Genomic DNA, 26,279 nt, shown 5'->3' with positions numbered 1-26,279 from the left:
TCTAAAAGATAAGAAGATGAAAAAAAATAAATATATATATGCTTTTCTCCTGTTGTTCGGAGCAACAAGTTGTGCAGATATGCTGGACCGCTTTCCACTCGATGCTTTAGCGCCAGAGACCTATTATAATGATGAACAGGAACTGAGGAGTGCAACGAATAATTTTTATGGGTTGTTTCCGGGAGCTCCTTCCGGTTATGGTGAAAGTGAAGATGTAGTGTGCATATTCACTCTTCCGGAAGCGGTGGTAGGGTCGCGTACCATTCCTACTTCCGGAGGTGGATGGGATTGGGGATATCTGCGTAACATCAATTTCTACCTGGCGCATTCCCATCGTTGTCCGGATACGGCCATACGGGAAAGATATGATGGCATTGCCCGCTTTTTCAGAGCTTATTTCTATTTTGAAAAAGTAAAGCGTTTCGGGGATGTGCCCTGGCATGAGAAGGCAATGGCCTCGGATGATACCGATCTGACAAAACCACGTGATTCCAGAGTATTTGTTGTAGAAAAGATATTGGAGGATATTGATTATGCTATTGCACATATATCCGATAAGGCTGAGTTGTATAGAGTGACCAAATGGACAGCAATGGCTTTGAAGTCGAGAATTTGTCTCTTTGAAGGTACTTATCGCAAATATCATGGTATACCCGGTTATGAGGCACTTTTGGATCAATGTATCGCTGTATCGGAAGAGTTTATCACAAGTAGTCCTTATTCCATTTATAAAGGAGGTGAAAAACCATATCGCGATTTATTTTCTTCGATGAATGCCATTGCGCAGGAGGTTATTCTGGCAAGAGACTATGATTTGGGTAAAGCTGTTGTCCATGAAGCTAATTATAATACGATGGCATCTACCTACGGACGTCCCGGAATGAATAAGAAAGTGGTGAATAGCTATCTGATGACTGATGGAAGTCGTTTTACTGATAAAGCCGGATATGAAACGATGCAGTATTATGATGAAATGCAGAACCGCGATCCACGTTTGACACAGACCGTGGTAGGACCCGGATATACCCGTATTAATAGTACTACGGTAGAGTCACCCAACTTTAACTCCTCTACTACCGGCTATCAGATTATAAAATGGGTGACCGATGCCAGTGGAGACGGATACATGAAATCTTCAAACGATTATATCCTGTTCAGGGCAGCAGAAGTTTATCTCAATTTTGCTGAAGCAAAAGCCGAAAGAGGTACACTGACTCAGAATGATCTGAATATTTCGGTTAAAAAGATTCGTGACCGGGTGGGAATGCCTAATATAGATATGGCGGCAGCTAATGCCAATCCGGATCCTTATCTCAGTAATGTGGAAACAGGATATGCAAATGTAACCGGAGCGAATAAGGGAGTAATCCTTGAAATACGACGTGAACGTACGGTTGAACTTATTCTTGAAGGCTTTCGCTACTATGATGTGATGAGGTGGAAAGAAGGTAAAATCTTTGAGCAACCTTATCTGGGCATGTATTTCCCCGGATTGAACCAGGGAGAAGGGGAGAACCGCTTCGATGTATTCGACATGAATGACGGTACTCTGCTGGATAAAGACAAAGTGGATATCTGTATTTATACCGGAAAGAAACCCTCGGGAGCAGCTGTGAAAAACATTCGTAAGTTCTATAAACTGGGTGATGAGTTCCGTTTTACAGACGGATTGAAAGGAAATATTATAGTACACGATGTAAAGGATGAACCTCGTAAATGGAGGGAGGACAGGGATTATTTATATCCTATACCCACTCAGGAAAGAGTACTGAGTAATGGAAACATAACACAGAATCCGAACTGGGAAGACGGACTCAGCTTTTAAATAAAAAAGGGGGGCCGTTCAAAAAGCCCCCACATCTAAATATGAAATAATTGTTTAACACTTAATTATTTGACTTATGAAAAGTATTACTTTGATTGGAAAGCGGGTATTTGCTATTGCTACATTTGCCTGGTGTGCTACAACTGTATTTGCACAGGAACAAATCTGGAATTTCAATGCGGAAGAAGTTGCTGATTATGCCGCATTCTTTAAACAACCTTCTGCTATTGAAGGAAAATGCAACGCAGAAGCAATGGGGATTGATATTAATCGGGAAGGCTTTTCCTGGAGTGATATGAATACCTGGAAAAATACAGAGGGGAATATCTGGAGATCTTATTCTGCTACCTATGCGGAAACTATATTCGGAATTTGCGTAAATGCTGCTGCTCCTTTTAATGGAAGAACGAGTAGTTTGTCATGGACTAATTCAGAAGGAGATAACAAATGGTATCCTGTTTTGCCTGCTGTGAAAAACCTGAAAGGAAAATTTGTATTGAGAGATTGCAAGGCTTCGGTTGTACATATCTCAAACACTCAGATGGATACGGTAAAAATAGCTATGAATAATGGAGAAAATGACTGTTATTTACACATCAGACGTAATCCTTTTGTGAAACAGATTGACCTGAGTGGTTCTACCGGAAAATGCCGTCAACTTGCCGGGTATAAAAATATTCTATCGGATGAAACAGCTTTTGTTTGTACGGATTGTCGGAAGACTGAATTTTTGGATTGGCTGTTAAATCTGGAAGACAATTGCTACTCTTATTCTACACTGCCTTTACACCCTGCTACAGGTAAAGTATTGGGAAGTGGTTATAAATCTCAGTGGAACACAGCAGGTGGTTTTCCTGTAGGTGTGAAAAACGATAAAGGCGAATATGAGATAGAAGTAGATGAAGATATTGACTTGTCCGGAGAATATGATGTAATGGGGAAACTAACCACATTTACCTGGAAAAATGAAGATGGTGATATTATCACACCGACATCAGCAGATGCAAATGGATGGTTTAGCTTCGGAGATGAATGTGTGGGTAAAGTATATCGTTGTGAAATGCAGAATGCAACGTATCCCGAGCTTGCTCTGAATACAGTGTGGGTAAAGGTTGTAAAGAATTATTCTACAGGAGTGAACACGTCTCAAAGAGAATTGATAACAGTAGGACCCAACCCGGTTGATGAAGTGATTTATGTATCAGCGCCGGATGTTCAGCGCATTGATATCTATTCTACTACAGGTGCATGTGTAAGAAGTGTGAAAGGGGTACAACAGGTGAATGTAGCAGATCTTACTTCTGGTTTGTATTTTGTGAAGGTAATTACATCTGCGGATGAAACATTGGTGAAGATTATCAAGAAATAATTTTATTAAAGTAACTCTTAACGGCTGGCAGAAGGTATATATTCTTCTGCCGGTTGTTGAAAACCGCAAAGCACTATGAGAAAGTATATATTCTTTGGAACTTTTTTATGGATATGTCTGCAATTGTCAGCCCAGACTTATCCCAAGGATAATAATGTAATCAGAATCCTGACATATAACACTCATTATTGTAAGGGAGGAACTGATCCCGGTAATATTAACGATGGCAATACGCGGTTACTGGCTTCGGTGATTAAGACACTGGATGCGGATGTGGTTGCTCTACAGGAGCTTGATAGCGCAGCAAATAGCCGGGGTAAACGATATTTGTTGGAGCAGATAGCCCAGGCAACCGGGCTCGATTATACTCCGGTGTATGGAGCTGCATCCAAATGGGATGGAGGCAGTGTGGGATGTGGCAGCCTGATAAAGAAATCTTTTTCCGTGAATAAGATAAAAAAGATTGCATTGCCGGGAGATGAACCACGGATAGCAGTGAGGACCGATCTTGATAAATTTGTTTTTATAAGTACTCATGGAGATTTGAATGATAGCAAACGCATACAAGGAGCTAATATTATTAATAATGAATTGGATTATATTCGTAAACCGGTTTTCCTGGCAGGCGATTTGAATGATTGTCACCGGTGGGGAAACGGAGGAATAGCATTTCCTATTTATATGCAGAAATTTGAGATAGTAAGTGATACTGAAGGCAATACAGTCTGGAATGGAGTGCATGGAAATGAAGGAGCCGATCAGGGACTGATTGATTATGTTCTTTTCCACGATTATGGTAATTCTGAAATACAGGTACAACAAACTCATATTGTACGTACTATTGAAATAAATGGAGCTACGGTTGATCTGAAAAACGTTTCGGATCATTATCCTGTCTTTATTGATATAACACTCCCCGGTTATACGAGTATCACGAATATAGAAAAGGGAGAAGATTTTTATATATGCTTTAACTCTGCTGATGCCACTCTTTACGTAAGAGGAGAAAAAGAAGAGGTGAATCGTGTAGAAATCTATTCATTGACCGGACAAAATGTGATAGACGTAAATGGTGAGATAATTAATTCTGTGAATCTGTCAAATCAGCCCGAAGGAGTATACATTGTCAAAGTTTCCTCTACCAGGAAATGCGTGATACGAAAAATCGTAAAAAATTAATCTTAATATATAAACCAGTTATAATATAACCTATGATCGTCATGTTACGAAAACTATTTTTTGTCGGAGCTGCTTTGCTGTTATCTGTCTGTGTGAGTGCTCAGAATTATAATAAAGAAAAAGGTGCCATACGTCTGCTGACTTACAATACTCATTATTGTAAAGGAGCTACAGATCCGGGTGAGTTGACCAAGGATAATATTGAGAAGCTTGGTAAAGTGATAAAGGCTTTGGATGCGGATGTGGTTGCTTTGCAAGAGTTGGATAGCGCTGCTGTAGGCAGAGGGGCGCGTTATCTGTTGAAAGAGATTGCTGATGCAGCTGGTAGCGGATATGTACCTTATTATGGCAGTGCGGCTCCGTTTGACGAAGGTAGTATAGGCTGTGGAGTATTGATAAAGAATACACTGCCCGTTAAGGGGATACAGGTCATTCATTTACCTGGTGATGAAACCCGGGCAGCGGTAGCAGTGGAATTGAAAAATTTTATATTTATAGGTACACACTCAGACCTGAATGACGAAAAGCGTAGGGAAGGAGCTCAAATAGTTTGCGATTGGGTCGGGAAAAAAAGTAAACCGGTATTTCTTGCCGGTGACTTGAATGATTCTCATCGCTGGCCCAATGGCGGTGTTTCATTCCCGGTGTGGGTAAAGTACTTTGATATTATTAGTGATACTACAGGAAATTCGATCCCGGGACGAACAGACTCCGGAGCTCTAATTGATTATGTCCTGTTGCTGAAAAACAGAAAGGCTTCAAAAGTAAAAGTTCTCCGGACGCACATTTTACGTACTGTTTCTGTGGATGGCAAGAGTGTGGATACAGCTACTGTGTCCGATCATTATCCCGTTTTTGTAGATGTGAAGTTCTAAAAATAATAGTTGTCCGATAGCAGTGTCTCTCCCCCTTACGAGTAAAAATATCTCGTAGAGACACTTGCATGATCTTAATTAATTAAAATATATGCTGATGCGAAGAATCCTCTTACTCTTTTTTACATCCATGGTAATGTATGGATGTTCAATGTCTACTGAATCAGATCAACCTGTTAGTGAGTTAGCTGAACGGTTATTGCCGGATAATAATTCTTCTTCCTTCATCTTCGAGAAGCTTTCTTCGGATTCCGACTTCTTTGAATTGGAGCAGGCTGCAGATGATAGAATTATCATCAGGGGGAATAATGGTGTATCTATAGCGCGGGGATTGAATCATTATTTGAGGAATTATTGCCACAAATCGGTTTCGTGGTGTGGCAATAACTTATCAGAGTTACCTGTATCCTTGCCACCAGTTAGAGAAAAAGTGAGAGTTACGGCTTCTTTTCCCTATCGTTATTATCTGAATTACTGTACATACAGTTATTCCATGGCTTTTTGGGATTGGGAACAATGGGAGAAAGAGATAGACAGAATGGCACTTCAAGGTATCAATATGCCGCTGATGGCTGTGTATAGTCAGTATGCGGTATGGCAGAATACATTGCGGAGATTAAACTTCAGTGAAGATGATATACGTAAGTTTTTGCCGGGAGCAGGTTATGAAGCCTGGTGGTTAATGGGAAATCTTGAAGGTTTTGGTGGTCCGGTAACTCCGGAATTTATAGCACGACAGACCGATTTGCAGCAGAAGATGTTGAAGCGAATGAGGGAGTTGGGAATGAAGCCCGTGTTTCAGGGATTCTATGGTATGGTTCCGAATGCATTGGAAGAAAAATTTCCTGATGCCCGCATTAAAGATCAGGGGATATGGGGTACTTACCAACGGCCTGCATTTTTGGATCCTACCGATCCGCTTTTTGATAAACTTGCTGCTATCTATTATGAAGAGCAAAAGAATCTATTCGGTGAAGCACAGTTTTTTGGTGGAGACCCTTTTCATGAGGGAGGAACCTCTGAGGGAATTAATGTGAAACTTGCTGCGCAAAAGATATTACAGGCTATGCGAAAAGTAAATCCGCAGGCTGTGTGGGTATTGCAGGGATGGCAACACAATCCGGTAAAAGAGTTAATGGAAGGCTTGAAGCCCGGAGAAACCATTATTCTGGATTTGATGGCTTGCGAACGCCCCCAATGGGGGGGAGTTAAAACTTCCATGTTCCACAAGCCGGAAGGACATTGGAATCATCAATGGATATGGTGTGCTCTGCCCAATTTCGGAGGAAAAACAGGATTGCATGGTAAGATGAGTAGTTATGCGTCAGGACCTGTCTTTGCCAAACACCATCCGATGGGGAAAAACATATGTGGTATTGGCACGGCTCCCGAAGGAATAGGGACCATCCCGGTTGTCTATGATATGGTGTATGATATGGCCTGGCGAACGGACAGCATTCATATTCCTCAATGGCTTGACAATTACACTTATTATCGGTATGGAACAGAGGATAACAATTGTAACAGGGCCTGGAAATTATTATCCGAAACAATCTACGAATGTCATAATGAGTTGGGAGGTCCTGTAGAGTCTTATATCTGTGCCCGTCCTTCTGATACCATTCAGCATGTATCTACCTGGGGAAATGCCGTGATGTTTTATGATCCGGTGAAGGTGGTAAAAGCATGGGATCTTCTTTATCAATCGCGTAAGAGATTTAATCATTCGGATACGTATGAATACGATTTAACGGATGTCACTCGTCAGGTTTTGTCCGATTATGCCAAATATCTGCATGAAAGAATGGTGCTGGCATTTCAGAAAAAAGACAAAGAACGTTTTATGGAATATAGTGGCAAGTTCTTGAATATTATAAAGGATGAAGACCGGTTGCTATCTACGCGTAAGGAGTTTATGTTGGGTACGTGGCTGGCAGAAGCAGAAAAGGCAGGGGGGACACCGGAAGAAAAGAGACGCTTTGTTACCAATGCTAAGAGGCTGATTACGACCTGGACGGATACTGATTCGGATTTGCACGACTATGCTAACAAAGAATGGAGTGGGTTATTGATCGATTTTTACCTTCCTCGCTGGGAGGCTTATGTGACATACAAAACCAGTTTGCTATATGGAAAGAAACTGCCGTATCCGGATTATTCCAAAATGGAACAGGAATGGGTACTTACCAATTCAACTTATCTTTCGCGGGTGAATCCTGAAGGAACCATAGCCGTTGTTGAAGATTTATATAAACGTTACCATACCGAAATAGAACAAAATTATCAGAAAAATTGAAAAACAAGTATATGATGATAAAAATGAGTATATCCCGGTTGTTATTTTGCAGTAGTTTATTCCTGTCGGGAATATCTGTGTTTGCTCAGGAACTTCCTTATAAGCAACCCAACCTGCCCATAGAGGAGAGAGTGAATGATCTTTTAAGTCGTATGACTCTGGAAGAGAAGGTCGCACAGATCAGACATATCCATTCCTGGAATATATTCAATGGACAAACATTGGATACAGAGAAACTGAAAGCCTTTTCTAAAGGAATGAGTTGGGGATTTGTAGAGGGTTTTCCGCTTACAGGTGCAAATTGCCGGAAAAATATGCAATTAATACAGAGGTTTATGGTAGAGAATACCCGGCTTGGTATACCTGTATTTACAGTTGCGGAGTCGTTGCATGGTTCTGTACATGAAGGCTCTGTTATCTATCCTCAGAATGTGGCCCTTGGTAGTACGTTCTCTCCGGAACTGGCCTATCGTAAAGCTGCAATGATAACGAAAGATCTGCATGCCCAGGGGATGCACCAGGTACTGGCTCCTTGCATTGACGTAGTACGCGATTTACGCTGGGGGCGTGTGGAGGAATCTTTTGGAGAGGACCCGATTCTTTGTGGTCTGTTTGGAATTGCAGAGGTAAAGGGATATATGGATAATGGCATTTCGCCAATGCTGAAACATTACGGACCACACGGTAATCCACTTAGTGGTTTGAATCTGGCTTCTGTAGAATGCGGGCTCCGTGATTTACACGAGGTATATCTTAAACCTTTTGAAATGGTGATTCAGCATACGCCTGTTCTGGCTGTAATGTCTACCTATAATTCATGGAACCGTATTCCTAATTCTGCTTCTCATTATTTATTAACTGAGGTACTTCGTAATCAGTTTGGATTTAAGGGATATGTATATTCTGATTGGGGAGCGATTGAAATGTTGAAAACATTGCATTATACGGCTCATAATTCGGAAGAAGCTGCCATGCAGGCTTTTACTGCCGGACTTGACGTAGAAGCTTCCAGTAACTGCTATCCGCTATTGGCTGATCTTATTAAAGAAGATAAACTGGATGAAGAGATTCTGAATGAATCTGTCCGCCGGGTATTGTATGTGAAGTTTAAAATGGGGCTTTTTGAAGATCCTTATGGTGAACAATACGCTCATTGCAAAATGCATCCGCAGGAAGGAGTGCAGCTTTCAAAAGAGATAGCAGACGAATCTGTAGTATTACTGAAAAATGAAAACGGACTTTTGCCACTAAATGCCGAAAAGTTGAAATCTGTAGCAGTAATCGGACCTAATGCCGACCAGGTGCAATTCGGTGATTATACATGGAGCCGTAATAATAAAGACGGAGTGACTCCATTGGCTGGAATCAGGCAGTTGTTGGGGGACAAAGTAACGGTGCGTTATGAAAAAGGGTGTAGTCTGGTCTCTCTGGACACCAGTGGGATAAAGAAGGCGGTTGAGGTAGCCCGGCAAAGTGAGGTAGCCATTGTTTTTTGTGGTAGTGCCAGTGCCGCTTTGGCTCGTGATTATAAAAGTTCCACTTGCGGAGAGGGATTTGACTTAAATGACTTGAACCTAACCGGAGCACAGAGTCGGTTGATAAAAGAGGTTTATGAAACCGGAACACCTGTAGTGCTGGTCTTAGTAACCGGTAAACCTTTTACTATTTCCTGGGAAAAGAAACATATACCAGCCATTCTGACTCAATGGTATGCAGGAGAACAAGCCGGAAATTCGATTGCTGATATCCTTTTTGGCAAAATTTCTCCTTCGGGCAGGCTTACTTTTTCTTTCCCCCAGAGTACGGGACATTTGCCTGTTTATTATGACTATCTTCCTTCTGACAAAGGTTTTTATAAAAATCCCGGAAGTTATGAAACTCCGGGGAGAGATTATGTTTTCTCCAGTCCCGATCCTTTGTGGGCGTTTGGACATGGGCTTACTTATACATCCTTTGTATACAAGTCTATGGAAACGGATAAGGAACACTATGATCCTACTGACACGATATATGTGAAAGTAGATATAAAAAATACAGGGAAGAGAGATGGAAAGGAAGTGGTTCAATTGTATGTACGTGATAAAGTGAGTACGGTGGTCACTCCTGTTAAGCAGCTTCGTGATTTTGAAAAGGTATTGGTTGAGGCTGGAAGTACCCGGACTGTCCGGTTGAAAGTTGCTGTGAAAGATTTGTATATTGTTGATGCCGGAAACAGGAGGATAGTTGAACCCGGCGAGTTCGAACTGCAGGTAGGAACTGCTTCTGACAACATCCTTCAAAGAAAAACGGTGATAGTAGGTGATTTTGAACGTTCAGCTTCTGCTGAAGGTATGAAAGTGGCTAAAAGTAGCAAGAATATTTCTATTCATGGTGAGGTACGTGATGTACAGGCTACTCTGATTGGTGGTGTGAACATCTATGCCGGGAGTTCAGGAAAACTATTGGGGCAGAGTGATGATAAAGGGCAATATCGGATTGATGCGGGAAACCATGAGATTTTGGTTTTTAGGAAAAAAGGATACCAATCTTTGGAAGTTCCTGTAGACAATTTAGGAATTATCAATGTCCGTATCAATTATGGAGAAAATTAAATGAATTGTTATTATCAATAAAACTTGGAATATATGCGAATTAAATCTTTTTATCTGATACTCTTTGTCTTGGTGACATTATTCTCCTGTGAGAACAAAAATGAAGTGAAATCTTACAATGAAGGGCTTCATATTGTACCCGAGCCTAAAATGATAGAGCAACAAACCGGTGAGTTTACATTAACTCCTCAAACAACTTTTGTTACTGATAATGATACTTTAAAAACGGTTACCGGCTATTTTGCGGAAAAGATACAACACTCTACCGGACACCGTCCTCATGTTGTGAAAGAAGCAAAAGATAATTGTATCCGGTTGACTCTGGATCCTGCTTTAAGTATGAAGGACGAGGGATATAAGCTCATTGTTACTCCCCGTGAAATTTCTGTTCAGGCAAAGTCTGCGCACGGTATCTTCTATGCTATGCAGACTGTAATGCAACTTCTGCCTGCAGAGATTGAAAGTGAAGAACCGGTGAAAGATGTTGCATGGACACTTCCTTGTGTTGTAATAGAAGATGAACCGGCTTATCCTTATCGGGGATGATGCTTGATGTTAGCCGGCACTTTCATGATGTGGATTTTGTGAAAAAGCAATTGGACGTGATGGCAATGTTTAAGATAAATCGTTTCCATTGGCACCTTACGAATGATCATTTGTGGACGATTGAAATAAAGAAATATCCAAAACTGACTGAAATAGGTTCTATCCGTCACAATGCCGATGGTACCATTCATCAAGGCTACTATACACAGGAACAAATAAAAGAGGTAGTGGCTTATGCTGCCGAGCGGTTTATTACTGTTATCCCGGAAGTAGAGTTGCCGGGGCATGCCTTGGCTGCTTTGACTGCTTATCCGGAGTTGTCCTGTACCGGAGGTCCTTTTCAGCTTAGAAACAAATGGGGAGTAGAGGAAAATGTGTATTGTGCGGGTAATGAACAGACCTTTAAATTTCTTGAAGATGTATTGGAAGAGGTCATTCCTTTGTTTCCGGGGAAATACTTCCATATCGGAGGAGATGAATGTCCGAAAGTGAAATGGAATGCTTGTCCGAAATGTCAGAAACGCATACGGGATGAGAAGTTGAAAGATGCACATGGACTACAAAGTTATTTTGTACATCGTATTGAGAAAGTACTTCTTGAACACGGAAAGAGTATGATAGGCTGGGATGAGATTCTTGAAGGAGGTTTGGCTCCTACGGCCACAGTGATGTCATGGCGTGGAGAAGAGGGAGGAATAGAAGCCGCCTCCATGGGACATGATGTCATTATGACTCCTGCCAAATGGTTGTATATTGATTTTGGACAGGGCAATATTGAGGTAGAACCTATTGCGATTAATTTTACAACACTATTGAGCAAGACATATAACTATAATCCTACTTCGGAGAAAATACCGGCAGATTTGCGTTCTCATGTTCTGGGCGCCCAGGGTAATATGTGGACGGAATATGCAACTACTCCGGATTATACCGAATACCTGCTTTATCCCAGAATACTGGCAGTAGCCGAACTGACCTGGACTCCTTTGGAAAAGAAGGATTATGCCTCTTTTGAACGCAGGTTAAATAATCAGTTGGTACGTCTGGATGAACATCATATCAATTATCATATTCCACTGCCGGAAGGTCCGATGGCAGATCGTGTTGCTATTGTCGGAACAGATACACTGAGTTTCTCAAACAGTCGTAATCTGCCAATGGTCTATACGCTGGATGGAAGTGAACCAACGATACACTCGACAGTTTACAATGACCCTATTATTGTCAGTACTAATCAGGTGATACGTATTGCTACTCTTTTGCCTTCGGGCAAGATGAGCAGAACCCGGGTGATTGAAGTAGTGAAAGAAGATTTACTTCCGGCATACAAAGATGATACGAAACCCGGCATACAGTTGGCACATGCCGATGGAGATTTTTATTATGTAAAGGATACAGAAAATGCTGTATGGAAAGAGTCTAAGACAGTGACGGATTTCGAATTAAAACCGGTTTTGGAAGATAAAGGGGCATTTTGTTATTCAGGATATTTTGAGGTTCCCTGTGATGGAGTCTATTATCTGTCAACCGAAATGGATGAACTTCAGGTAGACGGGAAAGTTGTATTGAGCAATGATGGTAAGCTGATACGTCATTCTCATAGCCGTACTTCCCTTGCTTTGCAGCAAGGAAAACATGCATTCCGTCTGTTGTTTATTAATAATAATATCGGAGGGTATCCCCGTGTGTGGAACAATAAAGGTTTTATTATAGGACAAAAAGGTGAAGAGTTGAAATTACCGGTTTCATTTACACATTGAGTGTGAGTTGTTTTTAGGATAATAAAAGAGAGCTACTTTTTTCAATCGGGATAAAAGTAGCTCTTTCTTTATAAATCTTTATTTAGAGGCATCCTTTTTCTGAGAATAATTTTATTCCTTTGCAGAAAATTTTATTCAAAAAGACTATGAGAAGTTTTGCCTCTGATAATAATTCCGGTGTGCATCCTGCTGTGATGGAAGCACTGATGCAGGCTAACCGGAATCATGCACTGGGTTATGGTGATGATCCATGGACGGAAGAAGCGGTCCGGAAAATTAAAGAAACCTTTACTGCCGATTGTGAACCTCTGTTTGTATTCAATGGTACGGGAAGTAATGTGGTTGCTTTGCAACTGATGACAAAGCCTTACCATTCAATTCTTTGTGCTGAAACAGCCCATATATATGTAGATGAATGTGGTGCTCCGGTAAAGATGACCGGTTGTCAGATTCGCCCGGTAGCTACACCGGATGGCAAACTTAGCCCTGAACTTATTCTTCCTTATCTTCACGGTTTTGGCGATCAGCACCACTCACAGCCAGGTGCCGTTTATCTCTCTCAGTGTACCGAACTGGGTACTGTTTACACACCTGAAGAATTAAAAGCTATTACCTCATTGGCACATCAGTATGGAATGCGCGTTCATATGGATGGTGCACGTATTGCAAATGCTTGTGCTGCCCTCAATCTCTCTCTGAAAGCATTGACGGTAGATTGTGGCATTGATGTTCTTAGTTTCGGTGGAACCAAAAACGGTTTGATGATGGGAGAGTGCGTTGTTATCTTTGATGATACATTAAAAGCGGAAGCAAGATTTGTACGGAAACAGTCGGCACAATTAGCTTCAAAAATGCGTTATCTCTCTTGTCAGTTTACCGCTTATCTGACGAATGAACTTTGGCTGAAGAATGCTTCTCATGCCAATGCCATGGCTCGTAAACTTTATGAAGCTTTGAAAGATTTTCCAGGCGTTTGTTTTACTCAAAAGATGCAGAGCAATCAATTGTTTTTGACGATGCCTCGTCCGGTAATAGACAGGATGCTTCAATCCTATTTCTTCTATTTCTGGAATGAAGGGAATAATGAAATTCGCCTTGTCACCTCATTTGATACAACAGAAGAGGATATTGACCAATTTATTCATCTGCTAAATATCTGATAATAATTTATTTTTGAGCGGGGAGAGAATAAAACAGGTTCGTCTGACAAATAACCGGTTTGTTAATATTGTTAATGTGTTTTTTTAACCCTTTGGGCTTGCTTTGCATAAGTGTACACTTTAGCATGGTAAGAATGTACAATATAGTATGGCAAAAGTGTACAATTAACACTCGGATAAGTGTACACTCTTGTCTGTCTTTAAACAGGAGGTTTATATTCGTTATAAATCAATAGATTACATCAGAATAAACGTTTATATTCTCTCTCACATTTCTGCTTGAGAAAAATCGATAATTACTTTTTTGATAACTACATATTTGTCGGATAAACTATAAAACAAAGGTTCGGGCCTTCACAGGTACGAACCTTTTTCATGATAACCTAATAAACTAACCTTTTGTACCTTTGTTTATATTCCTGTTGCTGTACGTAGGGGAACAAATCTATAGCCTTTTTTCTTGAGAGCTTTTATCATTGTTTCTAAGTAATTATTGTAGAATTTGTCTGTCCGCAAGTCGGATGTTCCAAGGTGTATTAGCAGTAAATGTCCATTTAGACCTTCTTCTTTTTCTAACTGCATGATTCTTTTATAAATCATTTTGCTGCTTTTGTAATTTTTCATGTCCGGGGTAGTATAATCTGCATTGCTGCCACTTCCCGGAGTGAAATTGATAAGTTGTATACCCATGGCTTTTGCCCATGCTGCTATCTTTTTGTTATAGTATTCATAGGGAGGAATGTAGAGTGGGGCGTCTTTGTACATAATTCCTGCTTCACTGAGTGTTTCATAACTTTTCAACATATCTTTTTCAAACTCCTCACGTGTGACGAGGAGTGAATCCCGATTCTCCCAGGGGCTATATAGTAAATGTCCATAACTATGACTGCCGATGTAATGTCCTTCTGCTTTTAGTTTTTGTACTACTTGCGGGTAAAGTTCGAAAAACTCACCGGTGAAAAAGAAAGCTCCTTGTATTTTCTGTTTATTCAATATACGAATGATGGCATCAGCTCCATCTGCCTTATTGGCTGCTGTAAAAATAAGTGTGAGTTGCTTTTGAGAAGGGTCAGTACGTATAATACCTCCTTCGCTATAGATGTTTTTATCATTGTCGGATTGGGCTTGTCTCATTCCTTCTTTTTGAAGGGCAGACAGATAATAGGTCAGGCAGGCAGTTCCATCCATTGTCGGTTCGTTGGTAGAATAGTCGTGTGTGCTGTCATGATATACCATTGTGCCTGGTTGGAAGCGTTGATAAGCTTCTCCGGTGGAAATGTTTACTCCTCTCAAACTGTTGAATATGTTGGTATAAACAGGACCGTCAACAAGTCCGCCAGTAGCGTTTCCTGTGTTGTTGGTAAAGTAAGAAGAGTGAGGCTCTGAAGGATAATCCCCATATAAAGGGAGTTCTACAATCATGCTGCTTCCCCAGGGATTACAGCCAAATAGCCAGTCGCGCAGAGAGGCTTCCATCTCCTCGTATGTAGAATCTCCGGTAACTTCTCTATACAATCTGCATTGAGTTAACATGGCTGTAGTAAGATTATTGGAACACCAGATAGCAGGGATACCGTATAGGAATGGATTTTGCCGGGCTTTTTCATAAGTACGTTGAAGTCCGGTACGCATATTACGGATGAATTCTTCATTCAATCGTGTGTTGTTTTCAGTTTTTGCCAGCCAGTAATGCCCCATGTTCATAAATGGATACCATTGATAATGTCTGGCGCTGTCTGCTCCCATCCAGGGAGTCACCGGTTCACGTCGTCCATATTCTATAGCTTGTTGCAGGTATCTATTGTTTTGGGTTGATTTATATAATTCAATAGCTGCCAGCTCCATGTCGTCTGTCCAGTTATCTTCTTCGTAGATATAGGGCGAACGGACAGAGGCAGTCTGGCAGACTCCTGGCTTTTTGATGCCTTCTTCATAGGCGGCATCGGCTTTCTTTTCAATCTCCTGAGCAAATTCCAGATAAAAGTCTTTTAAAATTCGGGCACCTAATGCAAAGCAAGAAGCAAATTTTCCGGCAGTGCTGGCTATGCCTGTTGTTGCATTCATAAATTCACCGCGCACCTGTTTTTCACCACTACAGAAATAAACCGGTCTTCCTTTTCCGGGGCCATATCCATAGTCCACCTTGTCATGATTGGGCAATCGCATACTGGCATGGTCACGATCATCGGCAATTTGGTTGTACATTTCTCCGGTAGTCGGATTCATTCTGTTTAGCCAGTCGAGTCCCCATTTTATCTCGTCTACAATATCAGGAATTCCATTAGCTCCTCGGTGTCCGTTCGCATCGTAATAATCACTAAATGCTTCCGGATTTTGTTGATAAGCAAACATCATTTGATAAATGGCATTGGCTGAAGTAGTAGTATATTGAAGATAATCGGCTGCATCATGCCAACCTCCGTGTACATCAATTTTTGTTCCGTCTTTAGTTGGATGGCAGATGATATATCCGTCATCCATATGGCAACTGTCTTTTAGGTATGGATTATAACCACAACGTTGCTGGCGCATATAGTTAAGTAAAAAATCGGCTGTTCCATTGTATACCTGATTATTTATCGGGAAATAAGGAGACCGGGTATTACCGGCTTTTAGATAATAGGTACCGGGATGATTAAAATCACTGAAATCTAGTCGAAATGTACTTTTCATACTCCCAAGTGCACCTGTTGGCTGGATGGATGTAAATGTAGATACAGTTTTTCCAGTGAAGAGATCGATAAGTGAACACTCTTTTACACTGCTATCTTCTTCACTTAGGAGTACTGCTACTTTTTTTGATTCAGGCAGATAGCCAAGCTGGTTGATCCGAATCCATTCGTCTGCCCGTACGGTAATGGCGCAGAGAGTGAATACAACAATAGATATCCAATGTTTTCGCTGCATATTGGGGGAATATTTGCTTAAGGTTAAAGATGCGTTAAGTTGTATGATACAAATAAAGTATATTAATTTAATTTTAGAGACAAATTCTTTAATTTATTAATAACTGTTTAGTGTCGTTGGTTTATTTTTAGAATTAAGTACGCGTTGGATTTTGAGGTAATTTATGAACATAAATAGGATAAAAGTGTAAATTGAGATATACTAAAAAACAATTATTATTGTAATAATAAGGAGGTTGGTACTTCGTTTAATTGTTGGTTTAAAGGATGTAAATTTTAAGATGTCCACAAAAGAAGAGATTAAATATTAGCGTTTTTTCTAAACTTATTTATATATTTACCCTTTTAAATATCAAGGTACAAACTTATGGCAAACAATCTACTATTAGTCCCTGGCAATGGACTTATAAACAGTTATTTATGGCTTTTCGTTTTATTGGTTATATTATTTATGATCATATTTTATTTATTGTACCGACTTCATCATTTGAAGAAAATTGTTACAAGAAACAGGGATTATCGTCATTTTCTGTCTGATATATTAGATAACCTTCCTTTTCCTATCATGGTAAAAGATATCCAGAATGAGTTTTGTTATGCTTATTGGAATAAAGAATCGGAGGTACAATCGGGGATAAAACGTGAGAAAGCGATAGGGCACAATGATTATGATATTTATGGGGAGGAGAGAGGGCGACATTATCGGAGCATTGATGAAGAGTTAGTCAGAATAGGAAAACCTTATCGGTCTGAAGAGCGGTATTCAACTACAGATGGTGTAATACATGACACAATTGTAATGAAATCGATTCTTTCCTGGGAAACATTAGGTAAATGGTTGTTAGTAGCTCGTTGGGACGTCAGTCAGTTGAAAAAATATGAAAGGGAGATTACTGCAGCTAAAGAAGAGTTAGAAGAAGCGATTAAAAAGCAGAGCCTTGCACTAAAGAGTATTGATTTTGGACTGATCTATATTGATAAAACTTATAGAGTGCAGTGGGAGGAGACAACGCATATTAAGAGTTTGGTATCGGGTAGACATTATACTCCGGGATTAATTTGTTATCAAACCAGTGCCCTGAGAGATAAGCCTTGTGAACATTGTGCATTTAAGGAGGCCATAGAACAGGGGATAATTGTTCGTCATACCATTCGCATCGATAAGGTTGATTTTGAAGTGACGGCTACTCCTGTATATGCTACGGGGGGAAAAGAGGTGATAGGCGGATTATTGCGTTTTGAAGATATTACAGAAAAGCTGAAGATAGAACAAGACTTGCGGGAGGCGAAAGATAAAGCAGAGGAATCTAATAGGTTAAAATCCGCTTTTCTGGCTAATATGAGTCATGAAATACGTACTCCTCTTAATGCGATTGTGGGGTTCTCTGATATGATTTGCCAGGTAGATGATCCGGTAGAGAAACAGGAGTATATGAAGATTATTATTGCAAACAACGAACTGTTACTGCAACTTATTGATGATATTCTGGATCTATCGAAAATTGAAGCAGGTACAATGGATTTTTCCTATTCCGTTACTGACGTCAATGAACTAATGGGTAATATATGCCATCAGATGGAGCAGAAAGATCACTCTCCGGAAGTGCAGATCTCTTTTATAGAGAAAGCACCTGCTTGTGTGATTAATACAGACAGGGTACGTTTGTCTCAGGTGATGATTAACTTAATGAGTAATGCTATGAAGTTCACTGAACGGGGTAGCATCTCTATCGGATACCGTATAAGTGAAGCAAAGGATGAAATATATTTCTTTTGTAAAGATACCGGTATGGGTATTGCTGCGGATAAACTGGAGCAGGTTTTTGAACGTTTTGTGAAACTAAATGCTTTTGTGAAAGGAACCGGACTGGGACTGGCAATTTGTCGGGTCATTGTAGAACGTTTAGGAGGGGCTATTGGCGTTGATTCTAAAGAAGGAGAGGGAGCCTGTTTCTGGTTTCGTATTTCGGTTATTTTTGTTTCATAAAGAGTAGAGTCTGAAGATTTATTAAAAAATGAATCCAAATGCTGTGTTGGCGTGTTATTTGTAAACGTTTAAAGTAGTAGAACGTTTAAATATATAAAAGCATGGCTTATATAGATTATTATAAAATTCTTGGAGTAGACAAAAGTGCTTCTCAAAGTGATATTAAGAAGGCTTTTCGTAAGTTAGCCCGCCAGTATCATCCGGATTTGAACCCAAACAATCCAGGTGCAAAGGATAAGTTTCAGGAGATCAATGAGGCAAATGAGGTGTTGAGTGACCCGGAGAAGCGTAAGAAATACGATGAATACGGTGAACACTGGAAGCATGCTGATGAATTTGAAGCTCAGAAACGTGCTCGGCAACAGGCTGGTGGCAGTGGTGGATTCTCCGGCTTTGGAGGAGGTGATGATAATGCGTATTGGTATTCATCGGATGGTCAGGGATTTTCCGGAACAGGAGGGGAAGGGTTCTCTGATTTCTTTGAGTCCATGTTTGGCGGGCGTGGTAGAGGCGGCCGTAGTAGTGCGGGATTCCGTGGGCAAGATTTTAACGCAGAACTTCATCTCTCTCTTCGTGACGCTGCAGAGACTCATAAACAGGTATTGACGGTGAATGGTAAGAATGTACGTATCACTATTCCTGCTGGTGTAGCCAATGGACAGGTTATCAAACTGAAAGGGTATGGTGGTGAAGGCGTTAATGGTGGGCCTGCCGGAGATTTGTATATCACGTTTGTGATTCCTGAAGATTCTGTGTTCAAACGTTTAGGCGATGATCTTTATATCGATGTTCCGCTGAATCTTTATACGGCTGTATTGGGAGGTGAACAGGAGGTTGATACACTGAACAGTAAAGTGAAACTAAAGGTGAAACCTGAAACACAGAATGGTACGAAGGTACGGTTGAAGGGGAAAGGTTTTCCTGTTTATAAAAAGGAAGGACAATTTGGCGATTTGATAGTGACCTATAATGTCAAAGTGCCTACCAATCTGACAGATAGGCAGAAAGAATTGTTCCGGGAATTACAGAGTATGAACTAAAAAAAATCAGCACTATGCAGACCGAATTAATTATAGTCAGTGAATACTGTCACAAATGCCATATTGAGCCCTCCTTTATAGAGTTATTGCAGGAGGGAGGATTGATTGAGGTACATATCGAAGGTGGTGAACACTATCTGCTTGCATCACAGCTTCCGGAAGTGGAACGTTACAGTCGTATGTATTATGACCTGTCTATCAATATGGAAGGTATTGATGCCATTCATCATCTATTGGAAAGGATGGAGAGTATGCGTAAAGAAATCAATTCGCTTCAAAGCCAGCTTTTGGTATATAGAAGGCATGGCCTGGAAGAAGTAGAATGGTAATGAAAATTGGCGATTAGTTCAATATGGACTAAATTTCTGCCGGTTATATAAAGCAAAAGCTCCGTTCAAATAAGACGGAGCTTTTGCTTTATATAACCGGAACTCATTTTTATGAGTGTGTAAACTGAACGTTTTCAAGCATATCGTCTAAATCCTGTTGGGCAGCTTCATCATTAATCATCATAACGAACGCATATATTGTTTTCTTTTCAGGAGAGAAATAATAAAGAACAGTTTGCAGTATTTCATAACCTTCTTCGTTGGGTGCACCGAAATGCTGCATATTGTCAGTTTTTATGAAATTCAAACCATTGATTGTAAGTGTACTACGCTTATAATTTTCTGATGGCTCATTTTGGGCATTTCGTGGAATACTGAGAGATAATTTTTTATTGTATTCGTATATTTCGTCTGTATCGTATTGTGAAACAGTGATTATAAGGTGATTGGCAGCATTGGTCCAACGTTGTTGAAGTACTATTGTTTTATCGCCCTGGCGGGTAGTTTCTGCCGTCTGCCAGTTGGAAGGATAACGGAGCTGTATGCCTGTCTTTTCACTGCTGAAGTTTAACCACGTATCTGAAGCGGTAAAAGGAGTGTAAGGTGGTAGTTGATCTTTGGTGGTGATAGGTTTGCTTATGGGGTGTTCTTTCTGATTTTCATACTCCTCCGATTCATTGGGTTCACCGGCAAGATAGGCTTGTACGAGTCCGCTATCCCATTCGTGACGCATATCCTGATAGTCGGAGGGAACATTTTTACTGAGGGCCAGAAGTCCTATAAGGTATATCAATAAGATTCCGGCTTCTCCTCCCATCGTATAGCCTTTTTGTAACTCTGGTTTCTTTTCATTGAGTGCCATTACATAGACGAAACCTAAAATGAATCCACTGATTAATCCTCCTATATGGGCGGCATTATCTATACCTTCTTTTAATCCATATATCAGATTGTAACCAACGAAAATCAATATACTTGAAAGTAATGCATTACGTTGTGCTTTCTCTATATGATGGAAACAAAGAAATGCCAGAAATATTCCATATAGACCGAATATCGCTCCGGAGGCTCCGGCACTTATTGTTTCGGCATGCCAGAAGAGGCTGGACACTGCGGAGCAAAGTCCTGTTAATAAGTAAGCGGCAAACATACGTCGTGTTCCGAGTATCGGTTCGAGCAGCACACCGATGTAAACCAACGCATACATATTCATCAGAATATGAACGATGCCTATATGTATAAAATTGCAAGTAAGTGTACGCCACCAGCTGCCGGTTAGTGTAAGTGGTCCGAAATCGGCTCCCCATTGTAGTAGTTCAAGAGTTTTAGGTTCAAACAGGTTGACACCGGAGAGAGTCATAAGAATAAAAACAAGCACATTAATACCCAGTAGAATGGGAGTAGCTATAAAACCTTTGTGTGGGAGAAACATTGAATTTCGTTCTTTCTTTTCTTCGTTGACGTCGTCGGATTGAATCAGTTGTTCTTCTTGTTGGTCAAAATTCATTGCTATGTGATGTGTGGAGTTAATTATTATTACGCAAAAATACGGAATAAACCTGAAAAGTAAAGATTATGGAAGTGATATATTTATTACTTTTATGGTAGGGCAGGTTGGGTATAAAAAGGAGGGTGTGTCAATAAAGTAAAATTAACCATCATTAAAACGCAGATTAACGCTAATTTACGCAAAGATTAAATTAAATCCGCGGTCATTTGTGTTAATCTGCGTTTCTAAAGTTACATATTGATAGCTTTCTCAGACTTTTGACACACCTTCCTTATTCTTAATTTGATTGCTGTTTATTTTCTGTAGTAAGCCAAATCGTCTTTATCGAATTTACGAATAAAGTTAATATGCTTTTCTACTTCACTTTCAGCATAACGTACATATACTTGTGCAGATGTTCCGAAAAGTTCGGCATTCTTTGAAGCATCCTGTACGAGCAAGTGTCCCATAATGATGTGAGCAGCCATTTCTACCAGACGACGTGCACAGAAGTCGAGCAACTCCTGATCTTTAGCCTCTGTAATCTGAGCAACACAAGCGGCATATTTACTTGCCATTGTTTTCAGGCGGTTGTGCAAACCTTCCATTTCGGGAGCTACCGGCATATTCTCATACTCTTTGATACGATTGAGGTAGGCACCTGTAGTAACGTAACGGATAGCGGCTACTACCTGCAATTGAGTAGTTCCTTCATAGATAGAAGTGATACGTGCATCACGATAAATACGTTCGCAGGCATAATCTTTCATAAAGCCCGATCCCCCATGTATCTGGATACAGTCATAAGCATTCTGATTGGCAAATTCACTACCCATACCTTTGCCCAGTGGTGTGAAGGCGTCTGCCAGTTTAGCAAAAGTCTTTTGCTCAGCACGTTCTTCCGGAGTCAGTTTACGTTCTTTGGCTATATCGTCCAATGCCTTGTAAACGTCAACGAAGCGGGCAGTCTCGTATAATAGTGTACGTGAAGCGTCCAGTTTGGCTTTCATCAATGAAAGGATTTCGGCTACGGCAGGGAATTCGATAATTGCTTTACCAAATTGTTTGCGGTCCTGTGCATAAGCCAGCGCTTCATTGTAAGCAGCTTGTGAGATTCCTACAGACTGAGCAGCGATACCCAAACGTGCACCGTTCATCAGTGCCATTACGTATTTGATAAGACCTAATTTGCGGTCACCACAAAGTTCAGCCTTAGCATTTTTGTATACAAGTTCGCAGGTAGGAGATCCTTTGATACCCATCTTGTTTTCAATACGGCGAACATTCACTCCACCATTACGTTTGTCATAGATGAACATGGATAAACCACGACCATCATGTGTTCCCTCTTCCGAGCGAGCCAATACGAGGTGGATATCGGAATCACCGTTGGTGATAAAACGTTTTACACCGTTCAGATACCAGCATTGGTCTTTTTCGCTGTAGGTTGCTTTTAACATTACAGCCTGCAGGTCGGAACCGGCATCCGGTTCAGTCAGGTCCATAGACATGGTTTCACCTTCGCAGACACGGGTGATATAACGTTTCTTCTGATCTTCGTTTGCAAATTCATAGATCGTTTCAGCACAATCCTGCAATCCCCAAAGATTCTCGAAACCGGCATCACTGCGGCTTACGATATCGGCAGCCATGATGTACGGAGTAATCGGGAAATTCAGTCCACCGAAACGGCGTGGCATAGCCATACCCATCAATCCCGCTTTACGGCAGGCTTCCAGATTGGCTGCTGTACCACTGGCATACGTTACACGGTTATTGGCACATACCGGGCCTTCGTGATCAACGTTTTCGGCATTGGGAGCAATGACGTCGCCACAGATTTCACCTACAATTTCCAGCACTTTGTCATAGCTGTCCATTGCATCTTCAAAATCTATCGGAGCATAGTCGAAATTATCTTTATCAGCGTAATTACGCTCTTTTAGCTCAACAATTCTCTTCATCAGCGGATGGCTGAGATGATGTTTTAATTCGGGAGTATCTAAATAAAAATTGGCCATTTTAATAATAATTTATAATAAGTAATTAGTAGTAAGTATTTAGTAGTTTAAATCGATGCAGCTACCAGTATTGCTATGCCGAAAAGATTCTGGCTACTAACTACCAGATTCTAAATTCCAATTTATGAAGGTAAATGAAAATTAATCGGTAATGTATAGCTGATGCGTTTTGCTTCTCCATCTATCTTGCCGGGAGTCCATGTATGAGTACGGCCGATAGCTTCGACAATGCGCATTGCTTCTTTGTCAAGCAAAGAATCGACACCCGAAATTAATCGGGGAGCCGTCATATGCCCCTTTTCGTCAATCACAATCCGGAGAATAACTCTTCCCTCTGTTTTGGCTCTGACAGCATCAAGCGGGTACGCTAAGTTGTCCTTTAACAGTTTGGCCAGTGCATCTATACCTCCGGGAAATTCCGGTGCTACAAAGTAAGGCTCAAACGGTAATTCACTGCCGTCGGCAGCCAGAAGCTTTCCATCTGTACATTTGTCGTTCAGATATGATTCTTCTCTGCGTAGCTTCCCATCCGGATAGTATCCTACCAATTTTCCTTCCATCTTTCCATCTTTGTAAGTAATAATCAGTTTTGTATTTCCTTCCGGATAATAAGCTATGCTTTGACCTTCCAGACGATTCTCCTTATAGATGTTTACCAGACTGTCTTTGCCATTGGCATACAAAAAAGTGCAGACTCCGTTTCTCACTCTGTTTTTCAGCTCTTTTGTGTAAGCAGAATAGTGACCTATTCCTTTAAGCCTGCCATCAAGTGTGTAGAATTCTACTTTTGTTTGCTTCTTTTTAGCTTTGGAGATCACTGCATATTCTACAGCTTTCTCCTTATCGGTAGTCCATTGGAAGTATTTATCCACATAAACTGTTTTTTGGGCTGAAAGCGTACTGCTACCTGTAAATAGTAGTACTGCTATGATAGTCAGAAATACACCTTTCATATTACCCCTGTTTTTGGTTATTTGGAATTTTGTTTATAATACTTTATCATCTTCGGCACAACCTCTTCGATAGAACCGTTGATTACATAATCGGCAATCGTATTGATCGGAGCTTCCGGATCGTTATTGATAGAGATAATAATACCGCTTTCCTGCATACCGGCAATGTGCTGGATTTGTCCGGAGATACCGCAAGCGATGTAAAGTTTTGGACGGACTGTCACACCGGTCTGACCAATTTGACGGTCGTGATCGATAAAACCTGCGTCTACTGCAGCACGGCTGGCACCTACCTCAGCATTCAATACTTTTGCAAGATCGAACAATAAGTTGAAGTTCTCTTTAGAACCTACTCCATAGCCACCGGCGATGATGATGGGCGAACCTTTCAGATTGTTTTTAGCTTTTTCTACGTGACGTTCAATCACTTTTACTACATAATCCGTATCGGCAACGTATTTTTTTACGTCATGACGGATTACTTCTCCTTTGTAATCAGCAGAAAGAATTGCTTTTTTCATCACACCTTCGCGAACGGTAGCCATTTGCGGACGGTGTTCCGGATTCACAATTGTAGCTACAATGTTACCACCAAAAGCCGGACGAATCTGATACAACAGGTTTTTGTAAGTCTTTCCTTCTTTCTTATCCTCATGGTCACCGATTTCAAGTGAAGTACAATCAGCAGTAAGTCCGCTGGTCAGTGCAGAAGATACACGCGGACCAAGGTCACGACCGATAACGGTAGCACCCATCAGGCAGATTTGCGGCTGCTCTTCTTTAAACAGATTTACCAGGATAGAGGTATGTGGGAGGGAAGTATAAGGGTAAAGTCCTTTACCATCAAATATGTGGAGTTTATCTACTCCGTATGGCAGGATTTGTTTTTCAATATCTTTGAGACCGGTTCCGGCAACTACAGCTTCGAGTGCGCAATTCAATTCGTTAGCTAACGAGCGGCCTTTGGTCAGAAGTTCGAGGCTTACGTCTGCGACGATACCTTCTTCTATTTCGCAATATACAAATAAGTTATTCATATCTTTTAAGTAGTTAGTAGTTAGAATATAGTAGTAAGCATAGGAATGCTATTACTGTATTCATACTCCTTAGCCAATGGTATGGTTAGCTAACAGTTCAACAATCAGATTCTCTACATCATGGTCACTGCCACTGATGGTTTTACTCTCTTTTGCCTGGAACACAATGTTCTGGATGGACTTAACTTTTGTAGGTGAACCGCTAAGACCGCACTGTGCAAGATCTCCGTTCACATCGGCTACACTCCATTCTGCTAAATTCAGGTAGTCACGGTTGTCATACAGGTCGGTGTAATCCAGATTACCCTGTTGCTTTTCAGTAACAGTTTTAGCGTGTTTGTACTTCTGTACGAGTTTCGCATTGCGTGGACGGCAGGGAGCTGCACTTCCGTTTACAGTGATCACAATGGGTAACGGACCTTCTACAGTTTCGATACCTCCGTCAATATGACGTTTCACAGTAATGTGTCCGTCAGCTACTTTCAGGATTTCTTCGGCATATGTGATCTGGGTCAGACCTAACTTCTCTGCTACTTGTGGTCCTACTTGTGCAGTATCCCCGTCGATGGCCTGGCGACCGCCGATGATGATGTCACACTTACCTATTTTCTTGATGGCTGTAGCCAAAGCGTACGATGTAGCCAATGTATCGGCACCGGCAAAAGCACGGTCAGTCAACAAATAACCGTTATCGGCACCACGGAAAAGTCCTTCACGAATAATATCGGCTGCACGGCCCGGTCCCATGGTAAGGATGGTAACGGTTGAGCCTGGATGGGCATCTTTCAATCGGAGAGCTTGCTCAAGAGCATTCAGATCTTCGGGGTTGAAGATGGCAGGGAGTGCCGCACGGTTAATAGTTCCGTCGGCTTTCATGGCATCTTTCCCAACGTTACGTGTGTCGGGAACTTGTTTT

The 26,279-nt window shown here is 41.0% G+C and carries 18 protein-coding genes; 12 read left to right on the top strand and 6 right to left on the bottom strand.

Annotated elements, in window-relative coordinates; genetic code table 11:
• The first annotated feature begins 16 nt into the window (after positions 1–16).
• From QX565_RS08015 to QX565_RS07975, 9 genes are all read left to right on the top strand, one after another.
• Positions 17–1,825, top strand: coding sequence for a RagB/SusD family nutrient uptake outer membrane protein (locus QX565_RS08015; protein WP_221650783.1), 1,809 nt, complete (start codon positions 17–19; stop codon positions 1,823–1,825).
• A 76-nt stretch (positions 1,826–1,901) separates the two neighbouring features.
• A complete protein-coding gene (locus tag QX565_RS08010) occupies positions 1,902–3,194 on the top strand; it encodes a T9SS type A sorting domain-containing protein (RefSeq protein WP_289292356.1) in 1,293 nt (430 codons plus the stop codon).
• A gap of 75 nt (positions 3,195–3,269) precedes the next feature.
• Positions 3,270–4,373 carry an endonuclease/exonuclease/phosphatase family protein gene (locus QX565_RS08005; RefSeq protein WP_221650785.1) on the top strand — a complete coding sequence of 368 codons (1,104 nt, stop codon included), beginning with the start codon at positions 3,270–3,272 and terminating at the stop codon, positions 4,371–4,373.
• A 41-nt stretch (positions 4,374–4,414) separates the two neighbouring features.
• Positions 4,415–5,248: an endonuclease/exonuclease/phosphatase family protein gene (locus QX565_RS08000; RefSeq protein ID WP_221650786.1), complete on the top strand. Its 834-nt coding sequence runs from the start codon at positions 4,415–4,417 to the stop codon at positions 5,246–5,248.
• A 97-nt stretch (positions 5,249–5,345) separates the two neighbouring features.
• The gene (locus tag QX565_RS07995) at positions 5,346–7,544 is read left to right on the top strand and encodes an alpha-N-acetylglucosaminidase (RefSeq protein WP_289292353.1); all 2,199 of its coding nucleotides are present in this window, start codon (positions 5,346–5,348) and stop codon (positions 7,542–7,544) included.
• Positions 7,545–7,555: 11 nt separating this feature from the next.
• Positions 7,556–10,135, top strand: a complete 2,580-nt coding sequence (locus QX565_RS07990; protein ID WP_414429682.1) for a glycoside hydrolase family 3 C-terminal domain-containing protein — start codon at positions 7,556–7,558, stop codon at positions 10,133–10,135.
• Between the two features lie 33 nt (positions 10,136–10,168).
• Positions 10,169–10,681, top strand: a complete 513-nt coding sequence (locus tag QX565_RS07985; protein WP_289292351.1) for a glycoside hydrolase family 20 zincin-like fold domain-containing protein — start codon at positions 10,169–10,171, stop codon at positions 10,679–10,681.
• Positions 10,682–10,719: 38 nt separating this feature from the next.
• Complete coding sequence (locus QX565_RS07980; protein WP_289292349.1) at positions 10,720–12,441, top strand: family 20 glycosylhydrolase; 1,722 nt, start codon at positions 10,720–10,722, stop codon at positions 12,439–12,441.
• 146 nt (positions 12,442–12,587) lie between these two features.
• Positions 12,588–13,601: a threonine aldolase family protein gene (locus QX565_RS07975; protein WP_289292347.1), complete on the top strand. Its 1,014-nt coding sequence runs from the start codon at positions 12,588–12,590 to the stop codon at positions 13,599–13,601.
• Between the two features lie 411 nt (positions 13,602–14,012).
• On the opposite strand, the gene QX565_RS07970 is transcribed toward QX565_RS07975, so the two are convergent.
• The gene (locus QX565_RS07970) at positions 14,013–16,508 is read right to left on the bottom strand and encodes a bifunctional glycoside hydrolase family 9 protein/polysaccharide deacetylase (protein WP_289292346.1); all 2,496 of its coding nucleotides are present in this window, start codon (positions 16,506–16,508) and stop codon (positions 14,013–14,015) included.
• Positions 16,509–16,874: 366 nt separating this feature from the next.
• On the opposite strand from QX565_RS07970, the gene QX565_RS07965 reads away from it, so the two are divergent.
• The 3 genes from QX565_RS07965 (at position 16,875) to QX565_RS07955 (ending at position 19,863) form a co-directional block, all read left to right on the top strand.
• Complete coding sequence (locus QX565_RS07965) at positions 16,875–18,494, top strand: PAS domain-containing sensor histidine kinase (RefSeq protein WP_289292345.1); 1,620 nt, start codon at positions 16,875–16,877, stop codon at positions 18,492–18,494.
• A 101-nt stretch (positions 18,495–18,595) separates the two neighbouring features.
• Positions 18,596–19,534 carry a DnaJ C-terminal domain-containing protein gene (locus QX565_RS07960; RefSeq protein WP_002560941.1) on the top strand — a complete coding sequence of 313 codons (939 nt, stop codon included), beginning with the start codon at positions 18,596–18,598 and terminating at the stop codon, positions 19,532–19,534.
• A gap of 14 nt (positions 19,535–19,548) precedes the next feature.
• Positions 19,549–19,863 carry a chaperone modulator CbpM gene (locus QX565_RS07955; RefSeq protein ID WP_221650792.1) on the top strand — a complete coding sequence of 105 codons (315 nt, stop codon included), beginning with the start codon at positions 19,549–19,551 and terminating at the stop codon, positions 19,861–19,863.
• A gap of 109 nt (positions 19,864–19,972) precedes the next feature.
• Here QX565_RS07955 and QX565_RS07950 read toward each other — a convergent pair whose 3' ends face one another.
• From QX565_RS07950 to QX565_RS07930, 5 genes are all read right to left on the bottom strand, one after another.
• Positions 19,973–21,370 (bottom strand): rhomboid family intramembrane serine protease, encoded by a 1,398-nt coding sequence (locus tag QX565_RS07950; protein WP_289292340.1) that lies wholly within the window; start codon positions 21,368–21,370, stop codon positions 19,973–19,975.
• A 296-nt stretch (positions 21,371–21,666) separates the two neighbouring features.
• Entirely contained in the window at positions 21,667–23,373 is a 1,707-nt protein-coding gene (locus tag QX565_RS07945; RefSeq protein ID WP_221650793.1) for an acyl-CoA dehydrogenase family protein, read from the bottom strand.
• A gap of 122 nt (positions 23,374–23,495) precedes the next feature.
• Entirely contained in the window at positions 23,496–24,326 is an 831-nt protein-coding gene (locus QX565_RS07940; protein WP_289292337.1) for an energy transducer TonB, read from the bottom strand.
• A gap of 17 nt (positions 24,327–24,343) precedes the next feature.
• On the bottom strand, positions 24,344–25,363 hold the full coding sequence (locus tag QX565_RS07935; protein ID WP_002560946.1) for an electron transfer flavoprotein subunit alpha/FixB family protein: 1,020 nt from the start codon (positions 25,361–25,363) through the stop codon (positions 24,344–24,346).
• A gap of 69 nt (positions 25,364–25,432) precedes the next feature.
• Positions 25,433–26,279 (bottom strand): electron transfer flavoprotein subunit beta/FixA family protein (locus QX565_RS07930; protein WP_289292335.1); only part of this gene is annotated, 847 nt, incomplete at its 5' end.

Source organism: Bacteroides sp. 41_26, assembly GCF_949740115.1.
In the GTDB taxonomy this organism is placed as follows: Bacteria; Bacteroidota; Bacteroidia; order Bacteroidales; family Bacteroidaceae; genus Bacteroides; species Bacteroides nordii.
The sequence above is the reverse complement of the archived record's forward strand: the minus strand, read 5'-3'. Positions and strand labels throughout refer to the sequence as shown.